This window comes from Amycolatopsis sp. WAC 01376 (assembly GCF_003947415.1).
GTDB lineage: Bacteria > Actinomycetota > Actinomycetes > Mycobacteriales > Pseudonocardiaceae > Amycolatopsis.
The window spans coordinates 333372-350192 of record NZ_QHKL01000002.1; the positions used below are offsets into that span (position 1 = coordinate 333372).

The 16821-nt window shown below is 69.9% G+C and carries 20 protein-coding genes and 1 pseudogene; 9 read left to right on the forward strand and 12 right to left on the reverse strand.

Translation table 11 applies throughout. The annotated features are described in order from the left end of the window. The first annotated feature begins 6 nt into the window (after positions 1 to 6). The gene (locus tag DMH03_RS10845) at positions 7 to 519 is read left to right on the forward strand and encodes a DUF309 domain-containing protein (RefSeq protein ID WP_125791888.1); all 513 of its coding nucleotides are present in this window, start codon (positions 7 to 9) and stop codon (positions 517 to 519) included. On the opposite strand, the gene DMH03_RS10850 is transcribed toward DMH03_RS10845, so the two are convergent. Further along, a complete protein-coding gene (locus DMH03_RS10850) occupies positions 494 to 922 on the reverse strand; it encodes a helix-turn-helix domain-containing protein (RefSeq protein WP_125791889.1) in 429 nt (142 codons plus the stop codon). The two genes, DMH03_RS10845 and DMH03_RS10850, sit on opposite strands and share 26 nt — an antisense overlap. On the opposite strand from DMH03_RS10850, the gene DMH03_RS10855 reads away from it, so the two are divergent. Both DMH03_RS10855 and DMH03_RS10860 read left to right on the forward strand, forming a co-directional pair. Continuing rightward, on the forward strand, positions 914 to 1288 hold the full coding sequence (locus tag DMH03_RS10855) for a DUF4440 domain-containing protein (RefSeq protein WP_233611417.1): 375 nt from the start codon (positions 914 to 916) through the stop codon (positions 1286 to 1288). The genes DMH03_RS10850 and DMH03_RS10855 overlap by 9 nt on opposite strands. Before the next feature lie 73 nt (positions 1289 to 1361). After that, complete coding sequence (locus DMH03_RS10860; protein ID WP_125791891.1) at positions 1362 to 2591, forward strand: NADH:flavin oxidoreductase/NADH oxidase family protein; 1230 nt, start codon at positions 1362 to 1364, stop codon at positions 2589 to 2591. Here the strand turns inward: DMH03_RS10860 and DMH03_RS10865 are convergent. Next, positions 2535 to 3236 (reverse strand): Pr6Pr family membrane protein, encoded by a 702-nt coding sequence (locus tag DMH03_RS10865; protein WP_125791892.1) that lies wholly within the window; start codon positions 3234 to 3236, stop codon positions 2535 to 2537. The two genes, DMH03_RS10860 and DMH03_RS10865, sit on opposite strands and share 57 nt — an antisense overlap. Before the next feature lie 118 nt (positions 3237 to 3354). Between DMH03_RS10865 and DMH03_RS10870 the strand changes: the two genes are divergently transcribed. The 3 genes from DMH03_RS10870 to DMH03_RS10880 all read left to right on the forward strand — a co-directional run bounded on the left by DMH03_RS10870 (position 3355) and on the right by DMH03_RS10880 (position 5066). After that, the gene (locus tag DMH03_RS10870) at positions 3355 to 4170 is read left to right on the forward strand and encodes an NBR1-Ig-like domain-containing protein (RefSeq protein ID WP_125791893.1); all 816 of its coding nucleotides are present in this window, start codon (positions 3355 to 3357) and stop codon (positions 4168 to 4170) included. Positions 4171 to 4350: 180 nt separating this feature from the next. Beyond that, positions 4351 to 4692 carry a hypothetical protein gene (locus DMH03_RS10875; protein WP_125789456.1) on the forward strand — a complete coding sequence of 114 codons (342 nt, stop codon included), beginning with the start codon at positions 4351 to 4353 and terminating at the stop codon, positions 4690 to 4692. Beyond that, complete coding sequence (locus DMH03_RS10880) at positions 4689 to 5066, forward strand: hypothetical protein (protein WP_125791894.1); 378 nt, start codon at positions 4689 to 4691, stop codon at positions 5064 to 5066. The genes DMH03_RS10875 and DMH03_RS10880 overlap by 4 nt, the downstream gene beginning before the upstream one ends. Positions 5067 to 5135: 69 nt before the next feature. Here DMH03_RS10880 and DMH03_RS10885 read toward each other — a convergent pair whose 3' ends face one another. Both DMH03_RS10885 and DMH03_RS10890 read right to left on the reverse strand, forming a co-directional pair. Beyond that, entirely contained in the window at positions 5136 to 6647 is a 1512-nt protein-coding gene (locus DMH03_RS10885) for an ATP-dependent DNA ligase (protein WP_125791895.1), read from the reverse strand. A 46-nt stretch (positions 6648 to 6693) separates the two neighbouring features. Then, complete coding sequence (locus tag DMH03_RS10890) at positions 6694 to 7536, reverse strand: helix-turn-helix transcriptional regulator (RefSeq protein ID WP_125791896.1); 843 nt, start codon at positions 7534 to 7536, stop codon at positions 6694 to 6696. Positions 7537 to 7788: 252 nt separating this feature from the next. Here DMH03_RS10890 and DMH03_RS10895 point away from each other — a divergent pair. Beyond that, positions 7789 to 8619: pseudogene (locus tag DMH03_RS10895) on the forward strand (DMT family transporter); the annotation flags it as partial. Here DMH03_RS10895 and DMH03_RS43030 read toward each other — a convergent pair. Next, positions 8617 to 9072, reverse strand: a complete 456-nt coding sequence (locus DMH03_RS43030; RefSeq protein WP_370310818.1) for an SRPBCC family protein — start codon at positions 9070 to 9072, stop codon at positions 8617 to 8619. The pseudogene DMH03_RS10895 and the gene DMH03_RS43030 sit on opposite strands and share 3 nt — an antisense overlap. Before the next feature lie 44 nt (positions 9073 to 9116). Here DMH03_RS43030 and DMH03_RS10900 point away from each other — a divergent pair, with 44 nt between their 5' ends. Continuing rightward, a complete protein-coding gene (locus DMH03_RS10900; RefSeq protein WP_125791897.1) occupies positions 9117 to 9698 on the forward strand; it encodes a TetR/AcrR family transcriptional regulator in 582 nt (193 codons plus the stop codon). On the opposite strand, the gene DMH03_RS10905 is transcribed toward DMH03_RS10900, so the two are convergent. Continuing rightward, positions 9695 to 11092, reverse strand: coding sequence for a class II fumarate hydratase (locus DMH03_RS10905; RefSeq protein ID WP_125791898.1), 1398 nt, complete (start codon positions 11090 to 11092; stop codon positions 9695 to 9697). The two genes, DMH03_RS10900 and DMH03_RS10905, sit on opposite strands and share 4 nt — an antisense overlap. A 113-nt stretch (positions 11093 to 11205) precedes the next feature. Between DMH03_RS10905 and DMH03_RS10910 the strand changes: the two genes are divergently transcribed. Continuing rightward, entirely contained in the window at positions 11206 to 12195 is a 990-nt protein-coding gene (locus tag DMH03_RS10910; RefSeq protein ID WP_125791899.1) for an NAD(P)/FAD-dependent oxidoreductase, read from the forward strand. Positions 12196 to 12256: 61 nt separating this feature from the next. Here DMH03_RS10910 and DMH03_RS10915 read toward each other — a convergent pair whose 3' ends face one another. The 6 genes from DMH03_RS10915 to DMH03_RS10940 all read right to left on the reverse strand — a co-directional run bounded on the left by DMH03_RS10915 (position 12257) and on the right by DMH03_RS10940 (position 16750). Then, complete coding sequence (locus tag DMH03_RS10915) at positions 12257 to 13036, reverse strand: trypsin-like serine protease (RefSeq protein WP_125791900.1); 780 nt, start codon at positions 13034 to 13036, stop codon at positions 12257 to 12259. 9 nt (positions 13037 to 13045) lie between these two features. Beyond that, the gene (gene glpX / locus DMH03_RS10920) at positions 13046 to 14116 is read right to left on the reverse strand and encodes a class II fructose-bisphosphatase (protein WP_199748822.1); all 1071 of its coding nucleotides are present in this window, start codon (positions 14114 to 14116) and stop codon (positions 13046 to 13048) included. 84 nt (positions 14117 to 14200) lie between these two features. After that, a complete protein-coding gene (locus DMH03_RS10925; RefSeq protein ID WP_125674025.1) occupies positions 14201 to 14422 on the reverse strand; it encodes an exodeoxyribonuclease VII small subunit in 222 nt (73 codons plus the stop codon). Beyond that, entirely contained in the window at positions 14419 to 14820 is a 402-nt protein-coding gene (locus tag DMH03_RS10930; protein WP_125791901.1) for a hypothetical protein, read from the reverse strand. Before DMH03_RS10930 ends, DMH03_RS10925 begins: the two co-directional genes overlap by 4 nt. After that, a complete protein-coding gene (gene xseA / locus DMH03_RS10935) occupies positions 14817 to 16082 on the reverse strand; it encodes an exodeoxyribonuclease VII large subunit (protein ID WP_125791902.1) in 1266 nt (421 codons plus the stop codon). The genes DMH03_RS10930 and xseA overlap by 4 nt, the downstream gene beginning before the upstream one ends. Then, positions 16079 to 16750, reverse strand: coding sequence for a lipid droplet-associated protein (locus tag DMH03_RS10940; RefSeq protein WP_125791903.1), 672 nt, complete (start codon positions 16748 to 16750; stop codon positions 16079 to 16081). The genes xseA and DMH03_RS10940 overlap by 4 nt, the downstream gene beginning before the upstream one ends. Between the last annotated feature and the right edge of the window lie 71 nt (positions 16751 to 16821).

Consider the following 16821-nt stretch of genomic DNA (forward strand, 5'->3'; position numbering starts at 1 on the left):
GTCGGCATGACCGACCGGGACCGTGACGAAACCGGACGAGCCCGTAACGCGCGCCCGCGAGACGGCCTCGGCAGGCCGCTTCCGTACGGCGCCGACGGTGTCGAGCGCCAGCCCGAGGGCATCGAACGGAGCCCCGAGGACACCATCTCCGAGGCCCAGCGCCTGCTCGACGCGGGCCGCCCGTTCCACGCGCACGAGGTGTTCGAGGACGCTTGGAAGACCACCGATGGGCCGGAACGGGAGCTTTGGCGCGGCCTCGCGCAGCTCGCCGTGGGCCTGACCCACGTGGCCAGGGGGAACGGGAACGGCGCGGCCTCGCTGCTGGAGCGTGGCGCGGACAACATCGAGCCGTTCCGCGACGCCTGCCCGCACGGGATCGACATCCCCGGCCTGCAGGTTTGGGCGCGGGAGATGGCCGAAGCGGTGAAGGCGCGTGCCCAGGTGGAGCCAGTCGCGCCGCGTCTACTCCCCGGACCCCGCCCCACCACCACCCTCAACGGCCAGGCTTCGCCTGACTGATCAGACTCTGGAGCGCCGAGCCCGAGCGATACAGCTCGATCAGCAGCGGCCGTAGCGCCAGTCCCGCCGGGGTGAGCCGGTAGCTGGTCCGGCTCGGGAAGCCCGGCAGTTCCTCGCGGACGGCGAGGCGTCGCGCGGTCAGGTCGCCGAGACGTTCTGTCAGCACTTTCGCGGACAGGTCGGGCAACGCCGCGCGAAGGACGCTGAAGGACCGCGCCCCGCCCATGAGTTCCCGCAGCACCAGCGTCGTCCAACGGCCCGAGATCGCGGCGAGCGCGACCTCGACGGGACAGTCCGGCTCGGGCCTCCGGGTGCGGCCGCGGGCGTCCGGGACGAGTTCGCCGTCGAAGGTTTCCGTTTGGTGACCTGCTTCGCGGTCGGTTTCGCTGTCCGCATGACGCATTCCCCCAGTGTGCCTTTGACCACTGACGCGGCCGAACATCCCTTCGTCTTCCAGGCCGCCTTCAACACCGGATCCGCCGAAATCCTCGACGCGGTCTACGAGCCGGACGCCGTGTTCGTCCGCCGGGACGGGGTGCGGGTGACCGGCGCGGAACGCCGGGCCGCGAACGGCGGGATCCTCGCGCTCGGGCAGCCCATCAAGGTCGCTCCGCGCCAGGTGCACGTGGCCGGTGACCTGGCCTTACTGATCGTCGACTGGGTCATCGAAGGGCATCTCGCGGCGACGGCCACCGACGTCGCTCGACGTGGCGAGGACGGGTTCTGGCGCTACGTGATCGACAATCCCTTCGGAGTCGGCGCACCTTGAGTACTCGACATACCGCGAGTATGTTACTTCGAGTAGGGATACTGCCCAGTAGGTAACGGCGGGAGAAAGCGCGATGAGCGAGCCCAAGGAACTGCTGGCCGAGCCGCTGAAACTGCGGTGCGGCGCGATCCTGCCGAACCGGCTGGCCAAGGCCGCCTTGAGTGAGCAGCTCGGCGACCGCCGTAACCGGCCCACCGCCGAACTGACCGAGCTGTACCGGACGTGGTCGCGCGGCGGCGCCGGCACGCTGATCACCGGCAACGTCCAGGTCGATCCGACCGCGCTCGGCGAACCGCGCAACGTCGCGGTGCCCCGGGAGCCGGACGCCACCGAATTCAAACCATGGGCACGGTCGGCGGACGGGACCGAGGCCCGGTTGTGGGTCCAGCTCAATCATCCCGGCAGGCAGAGCCCGCGCTTCCTCACCCGTCAGCCGGTCGCGCCGTCGGCGGTGCCGTTCGGCGACCGCGGCATCCGCTCGGTGTTCGCGACGCCGCGGGCACTGACCGGCGACGAGATCGAGGCGATCATCGACCGGTTCGGCGTGGCCGCGCGGACCGTCGTCGACGCCGGATTCGCCGGTGTCCAGATCCACGGCGCGCACGGCTACCTCGTCTCGCAGTTCCTTTCTCCGCTGACCAACCAGCGCACCGACGGCTGGGGCGGCGACGCCCTCCGGCGGCGGCGGTTCCTGCTGGAAGTGGTCGCCCGCGTGCGCGCCGAGGTCGGCGAGGCCGTGCCGATCGCGGTCAAACTCAACAGCGCGGACTTCCAGCGCGGCGGATTCAGCGAGGAGGAATCGCTCGAAGTCGTCCGCGAACTGGGGGAAGCCGGTATCGACCTGCTGGAAGTCTCCGGCGGCACCTACGAGAAGGCCGCCATGATGGGGTCGGCCAAGTCGAGCACCGCAAGCCGCGAGGCTTACTTCCTCGACTACGCCGCGAAAGCGCGGCAGATCACCGACGTCGCGTTGATGGTCACCGGTGGCTTCACCAGCCCGGAGGGAATGGCGGACGCGCTGCGCTCCGGCTCGCTGGACGTCATCGGTCTCGGCAGGCCGCTGATCGTCGACCCGGCACTGCCCGGCCGCCTGCTGGGCGGCGAGGACGTCCGCGCCCAGCGCACGGCCCCGAAGACCGGCATCCGGCTGGCCGACAGCCTGCTCGAAGTCCAGTGGCACACCCAGCAGATGCACCGGGTGGCCGCCGGGAAACCGGTGGACCGGCGGCTCGGCGCGGTCCGGACGCTAGTACGTGCCGGCGTCGCGGATCCGCTCAACGCCTTCCGGCGGGTCCGGGGCTAGATAGTCGTCCACTTCGTCCTTGCGGCTGAACGTGCGGTCGAAGCCGACCGCGGCCGCGGCGAGGCCGATGAACAGCACGCCGATCAGCACGCAGTTGAACGCGACACCGCCGTAGCTGTTGATGCCCGGGTCGACGAACGGGTACGGATAGAACCCGATGATCGCGCCGCGCACCAGCGTGACCGCGAGCCAGCCCAGCGGGTACAGCAGCGACCACGACAGGACCCGCCACGACAACTGGCCGCGCGGGCCGAACAGCAGCCAGCCCGCGACGCACATCAGCGGTGACACCTTGTGCAGCATCGTGTCGGCGAAGACGGCCCAGCCGTGCAGTTCGTAGAGATCGGCGAGCGCGACCTGGAAGACGACCCCGGTCACGGTGATGCCGACGAGGCCGGTGAGCCGCAGCACGCCGAACAGGGTCGACCGGCCCGCGACGCCGAGCGCGAGCAGCAGGCTGCCGACGCCGACCAGGATGTTCGAGTCGATGGTGAAGAAGGCCAGCAGGTTGGCCACCCGCCCGGCCGGGGTGTGGAAGGTGCCGCCGGTGGTGCCCGCGGACACCGGGATCTGGGCGGCGAGACCGGCGAACACCACCAGCGCCGTCGCGCCGAACCAGGCACGCGCGATCTTGGAAGCCTGCATTCCACCTACCTTATGGGTGATCGGGTGGAGACGTCCCGTCACCACCGCACGCCGCCACTCGATCGGGGGCGGAACGCCGCCGGGACTTCCCGGCCGGTGGGTCATATCGTGGGAACCGATGGACGTCGAGCGGAGGCCCGGACGCCGCGGCCGGGTCGCGCGGGGTCCGGCGGAGGACAGCGGACCCGTCGCCGAGTTCGCGCGACGGCTGTGGGAGCTGAAACGGGCCGCCGGTGACCCTTCCTACGATCGGATGCGCGACGAGTACGGCGCGCTCGCTTCGAAGTCGGCGCTTTCGGCCGCCGCCCGCGGAGAGCGGCTGCCCAGCTGGGAAACGTCGTGGGAGTTCGTCCGTGTGCTCGCCGCCGGGGTGCTCGGCCGTGACGAGGAAGAGGTCCGCCACGAGTGGCGCGGCGAATGGGAACGCGCGCGGGACGCGCTGACCGCCGGACCCGGACCCGCCCCCGCTCCGGAGCGTTCGCGCCGGACGGCGTTCATCCTCGCCGGAGCCGTGGCACTCGTCCTCGTCGCGGCGCTCGTGTTCGTCTTCGCCGCCCCGTTCGGTGCCGAGCCCGCCGCTCCGGCAGGCGACGCGTCGGAGTTCGTCGCCGACGTGACCGTGCCCGACGGCAGCGAGGTCGCGGCCGGGTCGACCTTCGTGAAGACCTGGGAGTTCCGCAACGCGGGAACGGTCGGATGGGTCGGCCGCTACCTGGTCCGCGCCGGTTCCTTCGGGAACCCGGGCGAATGCGGCACGCCCGAACGCGTACCCGTCCCGCAGACCGCGCCCGGCGAGCGTGTCCGGGTCTCCGTCGAGGTGCGCGCGCCCGACAAGCCCGGGCACTGTCAGGTGTACTGGAAGATGGCCGACGAACAGGGCCACATCCTGCTGCCGAACACCCGCGCCGTGTTCTTCTCGGTCCGCGTGATTTGACCTTCCGGCCCGGTGGCCAAAGCGCTGACCTGCGTGGACATCGATTCCCCGGCCATGGCCATTTCGCGGCCGTGAATCGCTTCCCGAGTGGCTTCGGGCGCCTTTAACGTCATCGGCGTCCGGGAATTCCGGATGGGGATTTTCCGAAACACTCTCACATTATTTGCGGAAAGGGAATCCATGCGTCCGTACGTCAAGGTCGCCGCACTGGCCGGGGCCGCGCTCACCGTGGCGCTCCTGCCGGCCACCGCCGCACAGGCGGCTCCGGCGCCCGCTTCGGGCAGTGATCCGATCATTACCTGCGAATCCGGCTATCACGGCTGGATGCGCCGGGCCGGGAAGGACGCGATCTGCCTGAAACCGGGCACGCGCACCTGGGACGTCAAGGTCTTCGAATGCGCCGGGGATCTGACGGTGCATTTCAAGAACGGCGAGAAGGCCTATTGCGGCGGGAACATGAAATTCGGCCTCGACCTGGCCGTCCAGTCCAATGTCGTCAAGACCGTTGTGGGGAACCGATGAAGAAGAAGCTGTTCGCCGTCGTCCCGGTCGCGCTGGCCGGCACCCTCCTGATGGCACCATCCGCTTCGGCGGCGTCGAAGGTCTGCGAGGGCGGACCGCTGATGGGCGGGAAGACGAAGGTCGTCGAGGTGAGCGCGGGGCAGAGCATCGACATCACCGTGCACAACCACGACTACCGGGGAATGCTCGTCCAGATCATCGACGACGTCTTCGACAAGGGGCTCTGGAGCGGGGCCATCGCGCCGGGCAAGGAGCGCACCGTCAAACACGGCGTGCTCGGGGAGCCGCCGGTGTATCACAAGATCCGGTTCGAGGTGACCTCCAACCTCTCGAACAACTACACCTACCGGATCTCTTCGGACCGCTGCTACTGACGCGTTTAGTCCTCTGAATGCGGTAGTTGCACGCGCAAGGACCGCGTTCAGAGGACGAATTGCGGGGGTTTAGGGCTTGAGGAGGCCGCGGACGGTGTCGATGGTGTCGGCGTCGGCGGCCTCCTTGTCCGGCCGGTAGCGCACGACGCGCGCGAAGCGCAGCGCCAGCCCGCCCGGATACCGCGTGCTCACCTGGGCCCCGTCGAGTTCGATTTCGACGACGAGCTCCGGCCGGACGTGCACCACCCAGTCCGTGCGGTGGGTCTCGATCTCCTGGAACGTCTTCGTCTGCCAGGCCAGCAGCTCGTCGGTCATGCCCTTGAACGTCTTGCCGACCATGATCGGCGGCCCGCCGTCGGGGTCGCGGGCGCCGAGATGCAGGTTCGACAGCGTGCCGGTGCGCCTGCCGTGCCCCCATTCCGCGGCGAGCACGACGAGGTCGATCGTGTGCACCGGTTTCACCTTGAGCCAAGCGCGCCCGCGGCGGCCCGCCGCGTACGGCGACGCGAGGTCCTTGACCATCACGCCCTCGTGCCCGGCGGCCATCGCCGCGTCGAGCACGCTCTCGGCCGAGGCGGGCGCGATCTCGCCGGGGATGACGTGCTCGCCCGCGACCTGACGCAGGGCGACGTTCCGTTCGGACAGGGGCGCGTCCAGCAGATCGACGCCGTCGAGGTGCAGGCAGTCGAAGAAGTACGGCCGCAACAGCAGCGCCTTGACCTGCTCCTCGCGGCTGCTGCCGAACCGGCTCATCGTCTCCTGGAACGGCCTCGGCCTGCCGTCGTCGGTCAGGGCCAGCGTCTCGCCGTCGAGCACCACCGACGTGCAGGGCAGGGAGCGCACGAGATCCACCAGCTCGCCGACGCTGCCGGTGATCTCCCGCAGCGTCCGCGTGTAGATGTGCACCTCGTCGCCGTCGCGGTGGACCTGGATCCGCGCACCGTCCATTTTGTACTCGACGATCGCCTCGGCGTGTTCGGTGATCGCCTCGTCCAGAGACTCCGCCGGGGAAGCCAGCATCGGCCGGATCGGCCTGCCCAAGGCCAGTTTGAACTCCGCCAGCCGCTCCTGGCCGCCTGCCATGGCCGCCAGGCCCGTCACCGGCAGCTGCCCGGACAGCATGAACGCCCGCCGGACGTCCTCGGCCGGGATCTCGGCCGCCGCCGCGATGGCGTCCACCATGATCCCTTCGAGCGCGCCCTGCCGCAGCTCGCCGGTGAGCAGCCGGATCAGGAAGTCCTGCTCGTCCTTGGTCATCTTGGCGAACAACGTCCGCAACGTCTCCGCGCGCAGCTTCACCGACCCCGAACCCGACGCCGCCCCCACCGTGCCGAGCGCCGTGTCGACCTCGGCCACGGTCAACGACGGCTCGGCCGCCGGGGCCGTCTTCAGCTCGGCCAGCGTCCGCCAGCCGGCGCCGATGCGGCCCTGCGTCGGCTGCCCGGTGAGGAACGCGATGACCGCGGGCAGTTCCAGCTCCCCCGCGGCACGCAGTACCGCGGCCAGGGTGGCGATCTTCGCCTTCCTGGACCTCGTGGCGGCCAGTTCGGCCGACGCGGCAACCACCGCCGTGAGCAACATGGGTCCATCATGACCCCGGGCACCGACAGTTTCGCGGCGAGCGGGCTCAGGTATGCGCGGGATCGGCGACCCAGCTGGCGAGCAGGCGGAGCGCGCGTTCGCTGTCGGAGCCGGGCTCGGCGGTGTAGATCACCAGGGCCTGGCCCGGATCGTCGGGCAGCCGCAGCGTCTCGTAGCGCAGCCGGAGTTCACCCACGATCGGGTTGATCACGACCTTCCACGCGTGCGCCTTCTCGCGCACGGTTTGCGTCGCCCACAGCTTCCGGAACGCCTCGCTGCCGAGGGAGAGTTCGCCGACCAGCTGGGCGAAGTACGGATCGTCCGGATACTTCCCGGCCTCGGAGCGCAGGTTCGCCACGATCTCCTTCGCCACGGTTCCCCACTCCGGGTGCAGCTCGCGGGCGCGTTCGTCGAGGAAGAACATCTTCGGGATGTTGCGCTCGCCCGCCGGGAGCGCGGCGAAGTCGAACGAAAGCGCGGTCCCGAGCGAATTCCAGGCCAGCACGTCTCCGTAGCGGTCGAACATGAGCGCCGGGGACTGGATCGCGTTCAGCATCAGCTGGAGTTCCGGCCGGATCCGCCGCGCCTTCGGCCGCGCGACGCGTTTGCGTTTCGGGGCGGCCAGGTTGCGCAGGTAGGTCTCCTCGTCGCGGTGCAGCCGCAACGCCCGGCTCAGCGATTCGAGGACGGAATCGGACACGTTGCGCGCCCGCCCCTGCTCCAGCCGCGTGTAGTAGTCGACGCTGATCCCGGCCAGCTGCGCCAGCTCCTCACGCCGCAGCCCGGCGACCCGCCGCTGGTTGAACCCCGTCGGCAGGCCGAGATCCGCCGGGTCCAGCGCGGCCCTGCGTGCCTTGAGGAAATCGCCCAGTTCGGCCGTCTCGGTCATGTCGTCGAGTATCCCGGATCGGGAGGGGTGTGTGCCTGGTCCTGACAGACCCAGGCTGGTCACGGAACTGGGGAAGGGGTGAAGGTGAACGTGGCGACCGCGAGTCCGTGAGGGCCTCCTTCCCTACCGTCAGGGTAGGGAAGGAGGCCCTCACGGACTTTCGCCCAGCCTGCACCCGGCCAACTTATGGACCTGCCAAGCCAGGGTGATTTGGCTCTTCGGTTCGGGCCAAAGGGCGGGCATCGTCAGGGGATGGACAACGAACGAAGAGGCGTGACGATCGGCGTACTGGGGGTGCTGATCGTCGGCGCGTCCGTGCCGGTGACGGGAATGCTCGACGGCTACCCGGTGATCACCGGACAGGCGCTGCGGTACGCGCTGGCGGGAATGCTCCTGCTGGCGTGGGCGCGGCTGAGCGGGCGTCCGCTGCCGTTGCCGGGGGCGCGCGACGTGCCGTCGCTGATCGCCCTCGCGGCGACCGGGATGATCGGGTTCCAGGCGTGCCTGCTGTACGCGCAGCGCTACGCCGAGCCGGGCCTGGTGGCGGCGTTCCTCGGCGGCACGCCGCTCGTGCTCGCGCTCGCCGGACCGCTGGCCAAGGGGAAACGGCCGTCGTGGGCGCCGGTGACCGGGGCGGTGCTCGCCGGGCTCGGGATCGCCGTGCTGTCCGGCGGGGGCGCGGCGCGCTGGCAAGGACTGGTGCTCGCGGCGCTGGCGATGGTGTGCGAAGCGCTGTTCACGCTGCTGGCCGTCGGCGTGCTCGAAAGGCTCGGGCCGTTGGCGACCGCTACCTGGGGGTGTTTCGCCGCGGGGATCGGCGGCGCCGTGGTCGGCACGATCGCCGACCCGTCCGGCGCCTGGGCGTGGCCGGACGGGCGTGAACTGATCGCGCTCGGCTATCTGACGGTCGTCGTCACGGCGATCGCGTTTCTTCTTTGGTACTCGGCGGTTTCGATGCTGGGCGCGGACCGGGCCGGGGTGCTGGTGGGGCTGATGCCGGTCTCCGGGCTCGCCGTCTCGCTCTTGCTCGGCATGCAGGATTTCCGCTTCTCCCAAGTGATCGGGGTCGCGCTGGTGTCTTCAGGCGTCGTGATCGGCCTGCGCCGCCGCAAGCTCGATGAGCCTGGCGCATTTGACGTCGAAGTGCTTCACGACGTCGCCGCCGATGATCGCGACCATGACCGCGCGCAGCGGCCCGCCGACGGTGACCTTCTGGACGAACTCCGTCCCGCCGTCGACCTCGGTCAGGCTCAGCACGAGATCCATGGCGCCGAGCGGAATGGGCTGGCGGAAGGCGATCTCGCGGTGCTCGGTCAGGGCCGTGATCGTGAAGGGCTCGGCGACCCGTGAGTGCACGCGGCCGCGGAAGCCGTTCGGTACGAGGAAACCGGTCGAGCCCACCTTGGCTGGACCGTGCAGTTCGACGCTGACGAGGTCGGGATCCCACTCGGGCCACCGGGCGAAATCGGCCAGTGGCGCCCAGAGCGCGGACGGCGGGCAGGGCAGGATTTCGCGGGAGGTTCTGGTCCAGGTCATACCCGGACGATATACGGAACTGCCAGTCTCGTAAACTGGGGTGCATGGCGAGAGGCAGGCCGAGGGAAGAGGGCATCGACGACGCGGTCCGCGAGGCCGTGCGGGCGCTGCTGACCGAAACCGGTTACCAGCGCTGCACGATCGACGCGGTCGCGGCGCGGGCGGGGGTCGGCAAGGCGGCGGTGTACCGGCGATGGCGGTCGAAGGCGGAACTCGTGTTCGCCGCGGTGATCCATCCCGTCGAGCTCGAACCGCCGTCGGACACCGGTTCGCTGCGGGGCGACGTGGCGGCGGTCCTCGAAGTGATCCAGTCCTCTTTGGACGGTGCAGAACTGCGGCAGGCGCTGCCTTCGCTGCTCGCCGACGTCCGGGCGGATCCGGTGCTGGAAGCGCGGTTCGGTGAGGTGTTCCTCGGCCGCGAACGCGGATATCTGGTCCAGATGCTGGATCGGGCCGTCGCGAGAGGGGAACTCTCGCGACGGCCCGATCCGGCTCTCGTGCACGCGATCCTGCTCGGCCCGGTGCTGACGTGGCTGCACCTGTTCACCGAGACACCGCCTTCGGGTGGGCTGGCGGCTTCGCTCGCCTCACCGCTCCACGCGGCTGTGGTCGCTCTCGGTGCTTAGCGGCCTCCGCGCGCCATGCGGAGGACGTCGAGGGCTTCGTCCAGCTGGGCTTCGGTGAGCTTGCCGTTCGCGACGTGACCGCGTTCGATCACGACCTCGCGGATCGTCTTCAGCTCCTTGAGGGCCTGCTTCGCGATGGCCGCGGCCTCTTCGTAGCCGATGTAGGAGTTCAGCGGCGTCACGATCGACGGCGAACCCTCGGCGTACTCGCGCGCGCGGTCGGCGTTCACCGTCACGCCCGCGAACACCTTGTCCGCCAGCAGACGCGAGACCGCCGCGAGCAGCCGCGCCGATTCGAGCACGTTGCGTGCGATCACCGGCAGGTTCACGTTGAGCTGGAAGTTGCCTGCCGCGCCCGCGAAGGCCACCGCCGCGTCGTTCCCGATCACCTGGGCGACCACCTGCAGCGTCGCCTCCGGGATCACCGGGTTCACCTTGCCCGGCATGATCGACGAACCCGGCTGGAGATCCGGCAGCGCGAGTTCGGCGAGCCCGGTGCGCGGACCGGAACCCAGCCAGCGCAGGTCGTTCGCGATCTTGTTCAGCGACACCGCGACCGTGCGCAGATGCCCGGACGTCTCGACGACGCTGTCCTGCGTCGCCTGCGCCTCGAAGTGGTCGCGTGCCTCGGTAAGCGGAAGACCGGTCACCGAAGCCAGTTCCTGTGAGACGGCCCCGCCGAAACCCTCGGGCGCGTTCAGCCCGGAACCGACCGCGGTCCCGCCGATCGGCAGTTCACCGAGCCGCGGCAGACCCGACTTCAGCCGCTCGACCCCGAACCGGACCTGCGACGCCCACGCGCCCGCCTCCTGGCCGAAGGTGATCGGGACGGCGTCCATCAGATGCGTACGGCCGGACTTCACGATGTCCGCCCATTCGGCCGCCCGCGTCTCGATGGCGCCGGCCAGATACTCCAGAGCAGGGATCACGTCCGAGAGCACTGCTTCCGTCGCGGCGACGTGGATCGTCGTCGGGAAGGTGTCGTTGGAGGACTGCGAAGCGTTGACGTGGTCGTTCGGGTGCACGTCGCGGCCCAGCGCCTTCGACGCGAGCGTCGCGATGACCTCGTTGGCGTTCATGTTCGACGAGGTCCCGGAACCCGTCTGGAACACGTCGATCGGGAAGTGCGCGTCGTGCTTGCCCTCGGCGACCTCGGCGGCGGCCTTCGCGATGGCCTCGGCGACCTCGGCGTCCAGCACGCCGAGCCGCGCGTTGACCCGCGCCGCCGCGGCCTTGAGCAGGCCGAGCGCGCGGATCTGGGCGCGTTCCAGGCCCCGGCCGGAGATCGGGAAGTTCTCGACGGCGCGCTGCGTCTGCGCGCGGTAGAGGGCGTCGACGGGGACGCGCACCTCGCCCATGGTGTCGTGTTCGATCCGGTATTCCTGTTCAGCCATGCCTCAAGTTTCGCGCAGGGACCTCCGGCGCGCTCCGTGTCTTTCGGCACGCGAGGGCTAGGATCGAATGTGTTCTCGATCACGCCGCCCACCACCGGCCGGGAGAGTGCCGAATGAGCGAGTCCGCTGGGGAAACGTCGTACGACCTCGTCATCATCGGGGCCGGTCCGACGGGTCTGTTCGCCGCCTACTACGCGGGATTCCGCGGCCTTTCGACGGCCGTCGTGGATTCACTGCCGGAGGCCGGTGGCCAGGTCACCGCGATGTATCCCGAAAAGATGATCTACGACGTCGGCGGGTTCGCCGAGGTCCGTGGCCGCGATCTGGTGCAGGGCCTGCTCGAACAGGCGGCGCCGTTCAAACCCGCGTATCTGCTCGGACGCAAGGCCGAAAAACTAGAAAGCGTCGAAGGCGGCGTCACCACCGCACTCGACGGCGGGCAGCTCCTGCGCGCCGGCGCGGTGCTGATCACCGCCGGGATCGGCGAGTTCACCCCGCGGCCGCTGCCCGCCGGTGACGGCTGGCTCGGGCGCGGCATGGTCCATTTCGTGCCCTCGTTGAAGGCGCACGAAGGACAGCACGTGGTCGTCGTCGGCGGCGGGGACTCGGCGTTCGACTGGGTACTCGCGCTGCACCCGGTCGCCGCGAACGTCACCCTCGTGCACCGGCGCGCGAAATTCCGCGCGGCCGAGTCGATCGTGCGGCAGGCACGGGAACTCGGCGTGCGGATCATCACCGACGCCGAGGTCACCCGGTTCCTCGACCGCGACGGAGCGCTTGCGGAGGTCGAGGTCCAGGTCAAGGGTTCGGAGCCCGAGGTGCTGCGCGCCGACACGGTCGTCGCCGCGCTCGGTTTCACCGCGGACCTCGGGCCGATCGAAAGCTGGGGACTCCAGATCGACCACCGCGCGATCGCCGTCGACTCGACCATGGCGACCCCGCGGGAGCGCGTCTACGCCGCGGGCGACGTCGCGGCGTATCCGGGGAAGGTGAAACTGATCGCGACCGGGTTCGGGGAAGCGGCGACGGCGGTGAACAACATCGCGGTCATGCTGGACCCGGACGCGCATCTGTTCCCTGGGCACTCCAGTAACGCGGAGTAGCGCGCGCTAGGAAAGGCTCTTTCCTTGCAAATTTTGCAAGGAAAGAGCCTTTCATTGCACTTCAGGCAGGCGGAGCAGGCGTAGGCGGAGCGATCTTCTCCGCGATCCACTGCGCGTAGGCCACCACCGAAGTCGCGATCGACGGCGAGGTCGCGCACACCGGGTCGGCGTTCCCCGGACGGCTGATCGTGCCCAGCAGGACCCACTTTTCGTCGACCTTGGCGATCTCCGGCCCGCCGGAATCCCCGTAGCACGAGCCCGAATTCCCGCCGGGGTTGTCGGTGCACAGCTCGACGGCGCCGTCGAACTTCGCGGTGCAGCGCACCCCTTCGACGATCTTCGTGTCCAGCTGCTGCAGTTTCGCCGGTCCTTTGCCGCAACCCGAAGCCGGGCACGTCTGCCCCCAGCCGAGCAGCCGCGTCGGCGTCCCCGGCGCCACGACGGCCCCGATCGTGATCGGCGCCGTCTTCACCGGGGCGGCCAGCCGCACCAGGGCGAGATCGCCGCCGGCGTGCTCGGGCGCGGGGTTGTAGGACGGGTTCACGACGATCTCGGCGGGCTTCGCGATTTCGCCGCCCTGGGTGTTGTCGTTGCTGCCGATCCGCGCGCTCAGGTTCGCCGGGTTCTTGCCCTCGACGCAGTGCCCGGCCGTCACCAGCCAGTCCGCCGCGATCAACGCCCCGGCGCAGAAGATCTTGCCGGAGGCCGAATGCAGGGAAGCGATGAACGGATACGGCTCGTCGGCCTCTCTGCCGCCGACGAGGTCGCCCGCGCCCGTGGCCTGTCCGACCGGCGTGAGGACCATCGCCGCCAGCAGGACCACGAGCACGCGCTTCAGCACGGATTCTCCTTAGGGGAGCGGGGGAACGACGTCCTCGTCGAGAAAGTCGTCGAGGTGACCGTCGAAGTTGACGGAGGAGTACGAACGCAGCTTGGTCAGCCGGTGGTAGCCGTCGATCATCCGGACCGTGCCGGACTTCGAGCGCATCACGATCGACTGGGTGGTCGCGCCGCCCGCGCGGTAGTGCACGCCGCGCAGCAGGTCGCCGTCGGTGACGCCGGTGGCGCAGAAGAACACGTTGTCGCCGCGGACGAGGTCGTCGTTGCCGAGCACACGGTCGAGGTCGTGGCCCGCGGCCAGCGCCTTCTCGCGCTCCGCGTCGTCCTTCGGCCACAGGCGGCCCTGCAGTTCGCCGCCGAGGCACTTCATCGCGCAGGCCGCGATGATGCCTTCGGGGGTGCCGCCGATGCCGAGCAGCATGTCGACGCCGGTGCTCGGCCGGGCCGCGGCGATCGCGCCGGCGACGTCGCCGTCGGAGATGAACCGGATCCGGGCGCCCGCCTCGCGGACCTCTTGGATCAGCTTTTCGTGGCGCGGCCGGTCGAGGATGCACACGGTGACGTCGGAGACGCTGGAGTTCTTGGCCTTCGCGACCCGGCGGATGTTCTCCGCGACCGGGGCGGCCAGGTCGACCTTGCCCGCGGCGTCGGGGCCGACGGCGAGCTTCTCCATGTAGAACACCGCGGACGGGTCGAACATCGCGCCGCGTTCGGCGACCGCGAGCACGGCCAGCGCGTTCGGCATGCCCTTGGCCATCAGGGTCGTGCCGTCGACCGGGTCGACCGCGACGTCGCAGTCGGGCCCGTCGCCGTTGCCGACCTCTTCCCCGTTGAACAGCATCGGGGCTTCGTCCTTCTCGCCCTCGCCGATGACGACGACACCGCGCATCGACACGGTCGAGACCAGCTGGCGCATCGCGTCCACGGCGGCACCGTCCCCGCCGATCTTGTCCCCGCGCCCCACCCAGCGGCCCGCGGCCATCGCGGCGGCTTCGGTCACTCGGACCAGTTCCATCGCGAGGTTGCGGTCGGGCGCTTCAGGGCGTCGAGAAGAGCTGGCGGACGAGGTGGGGGTGGGCATGAGGCCTCCCGGGTCAGGAACTCGGCGGGGTCACAGTCTCTCAGATACCCACGGCGGTTCGGTGGCGCAGGAGCATGGTGAACGTCACTGACCGTTGCCGGTCTCGTCCTCGACGGAGGACAGCGCCGCCTCGATCCGCTCACGCGCGCCCTCGAGGTGGTGCTCGCAGACTTTCGCCAGCTGCTCGCCCTTCTCCCACAGGGCGAGCGACTGTTCCAGGGACAACCCGCCCGCTTCGAGCTCGCGGACGACCTCCACCAGCCTGTCGCGGGCCTGTTCGTAGCCGAGTTCGGCGGTCTCGCTCACGCTGTGCTTCCTTCTACCGGACGTCGGTGCTTGCCGATACCCGCGCACACTACCGCGCCGGCCATGGCGTTGTCGTAACCCACGAAGGCGAGAGCGAACTCCTGGCCGTCACCCTCCGCGATCGCCGAGACGAGGTTCTCCTGAGCCCGCGCCACCCGTTTGCGATGCATGGTGCCGTCCGCGAACCACCATCGGGTGCCGACGTGCTCGGCCGTCGCTTCGGAGAGTTTGCGCAGCTGGGCGTCGAGGCCACGTTTCGTGGAGAACTCGCAGCCTGCGAGCAGCACCGTCCAGCACTCGGCGGCGGCACGGTCGGTCAGCCACGCGTTGCGTAGTACCTCTGGCGCGTCCGCGCGCTTCGCGGCGTCGATGGTCAAAGGCAGGAAACTCGCCGTCAACGCTCCTCCTCCGGCACGCCCGAGACGACGGCGCCGAGCGCGCCGTCGACCACGCGGACGCGCAGTTTCGCGCCGTCCGCGACTTCGGAGACGGACCGGAGTACCTGGAGGTTGCCTTGCTCGTCGGTGTACTGCACCACGGCGTAGCCGCGTTCGAGGGTCGCCGCCGGGCCGAGCGCGGTCAGCCGCGCGCGGGCGCTGGCGATTTCGGCCTGGTCCTTGGCGAGCAGGGTGAGCATCGCGCGGCGGCCGCGTTCGCGGTGGATCTCGACGTCGTCCGAGCGCCGCTGGATCGGGCCGAGCGGATCGGCGAGCACGGGACGGCTTCGCATCTGGGTCAGCAGCCTGACCTGGGTGTCCACCCAGCCGTGCAGGGCGCGACGGCCGCGATCGCGCATCTGGTGGACGCGCTGGGTCTCCTCGCGGACGTCGGGCACGATCCGCTTGCTGGCGTCGGTCGGCGTCGAGCAGCGGAGATCGGCGACGTGGTCGAGCAGCGGGGTGTCGGGTTCGTGCCCGATGGCACTGACCACCGGGGTCCCGGCGGCGGACACGGCGCGGCACAGCGCCTCGTCGGAGAACGGCAGCAGGTCTTCCACGCTGCCGCCGCCCCGCGCGATGACGATGACGTCGATGTCCGGGTCACGGTCCAGTTTGGACAGTGCCTGGAGGATCTGCGGGACCGCGAGCGAACCCTGCACGGCGGTGTTGATCACCTTGAACGCGACATGCGGCCAGCGGGACTGCGCGTTCACCAGCACGTCACGTTCGGCGGCGGACGCGCGGCCGGTGATCAGGCCGATTCCCTTGGGCAGGAACGGGATCTTGCGTTTGCGCTCCGGCGCGAACAGGCCTTCGGCGGCCAGCAGCCGCCGCAGCCGCTCGATCCGCGCGAGCAGCTCGCCGATGCCGACCGCGCGGATCTCGTTGGCGCGCAGGCTCAGCGAACCGCGGTTCATGAAGAACGTCGGCTTCGCGTGCACCACGACGCTCGCGCCCTCGCGCAACGGCGGTTCGATCGTGCGCAGCAGGCCCATCGGGCAGGTCACCGACATCGAGACGTCCGCCGACGGGTCGCGCAGCGTCAGGAACGCGGTGTTGGTGCCCTGGCGGGCCGAGATCTGCGTGACCTGGCCCTCGACCCAGACCGCGCCGAGCCGGTTGATCCACTCGCCGACCTTGCGGGCGACCGTGCGGACCGGCCACGGGTTCTCGGCGGTGGTGGACGGACCGGCCTGAGCGGCGGCGGGCTCGGCGCTCACTGGCCTTCCGCGCTGTCGCCGTCGCTCTCGGCCTTCTTCACGTTCCCGATACGGCGCGCGAGCATGCCGACGAACGACGGCCTGTCGGCGTTCGCGCGTTCGTAGGTCAGGAGTTCCTCCAGCTGCGCGAGGTCGAACCGGCGCAGGCGGGCGCGCAACTGCGGCAGGGTGAGCGTGTCGTAGTCGTCCAGCCCGGCGGGATTCGCGTCGACGAGTGCCGCGGAACTGTCGAACTCGCCGTCGGCGTGCTCCTCGGCGAGCGCGCGCTCCTCCTCGGCCCACGGATCCTCCGTGAGCGCTTCGAGGTCGGGGAGGTGGCCGTTGCTCTCGGCGCGCGGTTGGGGAACCTCGGGATTTTCGGTGTCTTCCCGCAGCGGGATGAGGCACGAGTCGCGTTCGTAGCGGCGTTCGCCGACGTCGGGCGGGAGATCCTCGTCGAAGGTGGCCCAGCTGGGGGTGTCCTCGACCGGGCGGAGGACGGACAACGCGTCGTCGCCCTTGATCGCGAGTTCGGTGACGTGCTGCTGCACGCGCATGGAGAACTGGAGCACCTGGCTGACCACCGTGACGGGGAGTCCGGTGAGCTGCTTGGGGAGTTCGCGAACCCGCTCGGCGGTGGTGACGGCGAGGCCCGCGGCGACCCGGAGGGGGAGCGGGAGAGGCTTCATGTGTCCAGCCTGCCGTATTCGAGCCATCCTGCCCAACCGAACGGGTGGGTCGGCTCACCCGACGTGACTCC

Coding starts and splice junctions, on each gene's coding strand:
- DMH03_RS43030 (WP_370310818.1), bottom strand. CDS start 9,072: ATGACCTGGACCAGAACCTCCCGCGAAATCCTGCCCTGCCCGCCGTCC.
- glpX (WP_199748822.1), bottom strand. CDS start 14,116: ATGCCCACCCCCACCTCGTCCGCCAGCTCTTCTCGACGCCCTGAAGCG.
- DMH03_RS10905 (WP_125791898.1), bottom strand. CDS start 11,092: ATGGCTGAACAGGAATACCGGATCGAACACGACACCATGGGCGAGGTG.
- DMH03_RS10875 (WP_125789456.1), top strand. CDS start 4,351: ATGCGTCCGTACGTCAAGGTCGCCGCACTGGCCGGGGCCGCGCTCACC.
- DMH03_RS10850 (WP_125791889.1), bottom strand. CDS start 922: ATGCGTCATGCGGACAGCGAAACCGACCGCGAAGCAGGTCACCAAACG.
- DMH03_RS10900 (WP_125791897.1), top strand. CDS start 9,117: ATGGCGAGAGGCAGGCCGAGGGAAGAGGGCATCGACGACGCGGTCCGC.
- DMH03_RS10940 (WP_125791903.1), bottom strand. CDS start 16,750: ATGAAGCCTCTCCCGCTCCCCCTCCGGGTCGCCGCGGGCCTCGCCGTC.
- DMH03_RS10865 (WP_125791892.1), bottom strand. CDS start 3,236: ATGCAGGCTTCCAAGATCGCGCGTGCCTGGTTCGGCGCGACGGCGCTG.
- DMH03_RS10860 (WP_125791891.1), top strand. CDS start 1,362: ATGAGCGAGCCCAAGGAACTGCTGGCCGAGCCGCTGAAACTGCGGTGC.
- DMH03_RS10870 (WP_125791893.1), top strand. CDS start 3,355: ATGGACGTCGAGCGGAGGCCCGGACGCCGCGGCCGGGTCGCGCGGGGT.
- DMH03_RS10880 (WP_125791894.1), top strand. CDS start 4,689: ATGAAGAAGAAGCTGTTCGCCGTCGTCCCGGTCGCGCTGGCCGGCACC.
- DMH03_RS10885 (WP_125791895.1), bottom strand. CDS start 6,647: ATGTTGCTCACGGCGGTGGTTGCCGCGTCGGCCGAACTGGCCGCCACG.
- DMH03_RS10845 (WP_125791888.1), top strand. CDS start 7: ATGACCGACCGGGACCGTGACGAAACCGGACGAGCCCGTAACGCGCGC.
- DMH03_RS10890 (WP_125791896.1), bottom strand. CDS start 7,536: ATGACCGAGACGGCCGAACTGGGCGATTTCCTCAAGGCACGCAGGGCC.
- DMH03_RS10910 (WP_125791899.1), top strand. CDS start 11,206: ATGAGCGAGTCCGCTGGGGAAACGTCGTACGACCTCGTCATCATCGGG.
- DMH03_RS10855 (WP_233611417.1), top strand. CDS start 914: ATGACGCATTCCCCCAGTGTGCCTTTGACCACTGACGCGGCCGAACAT.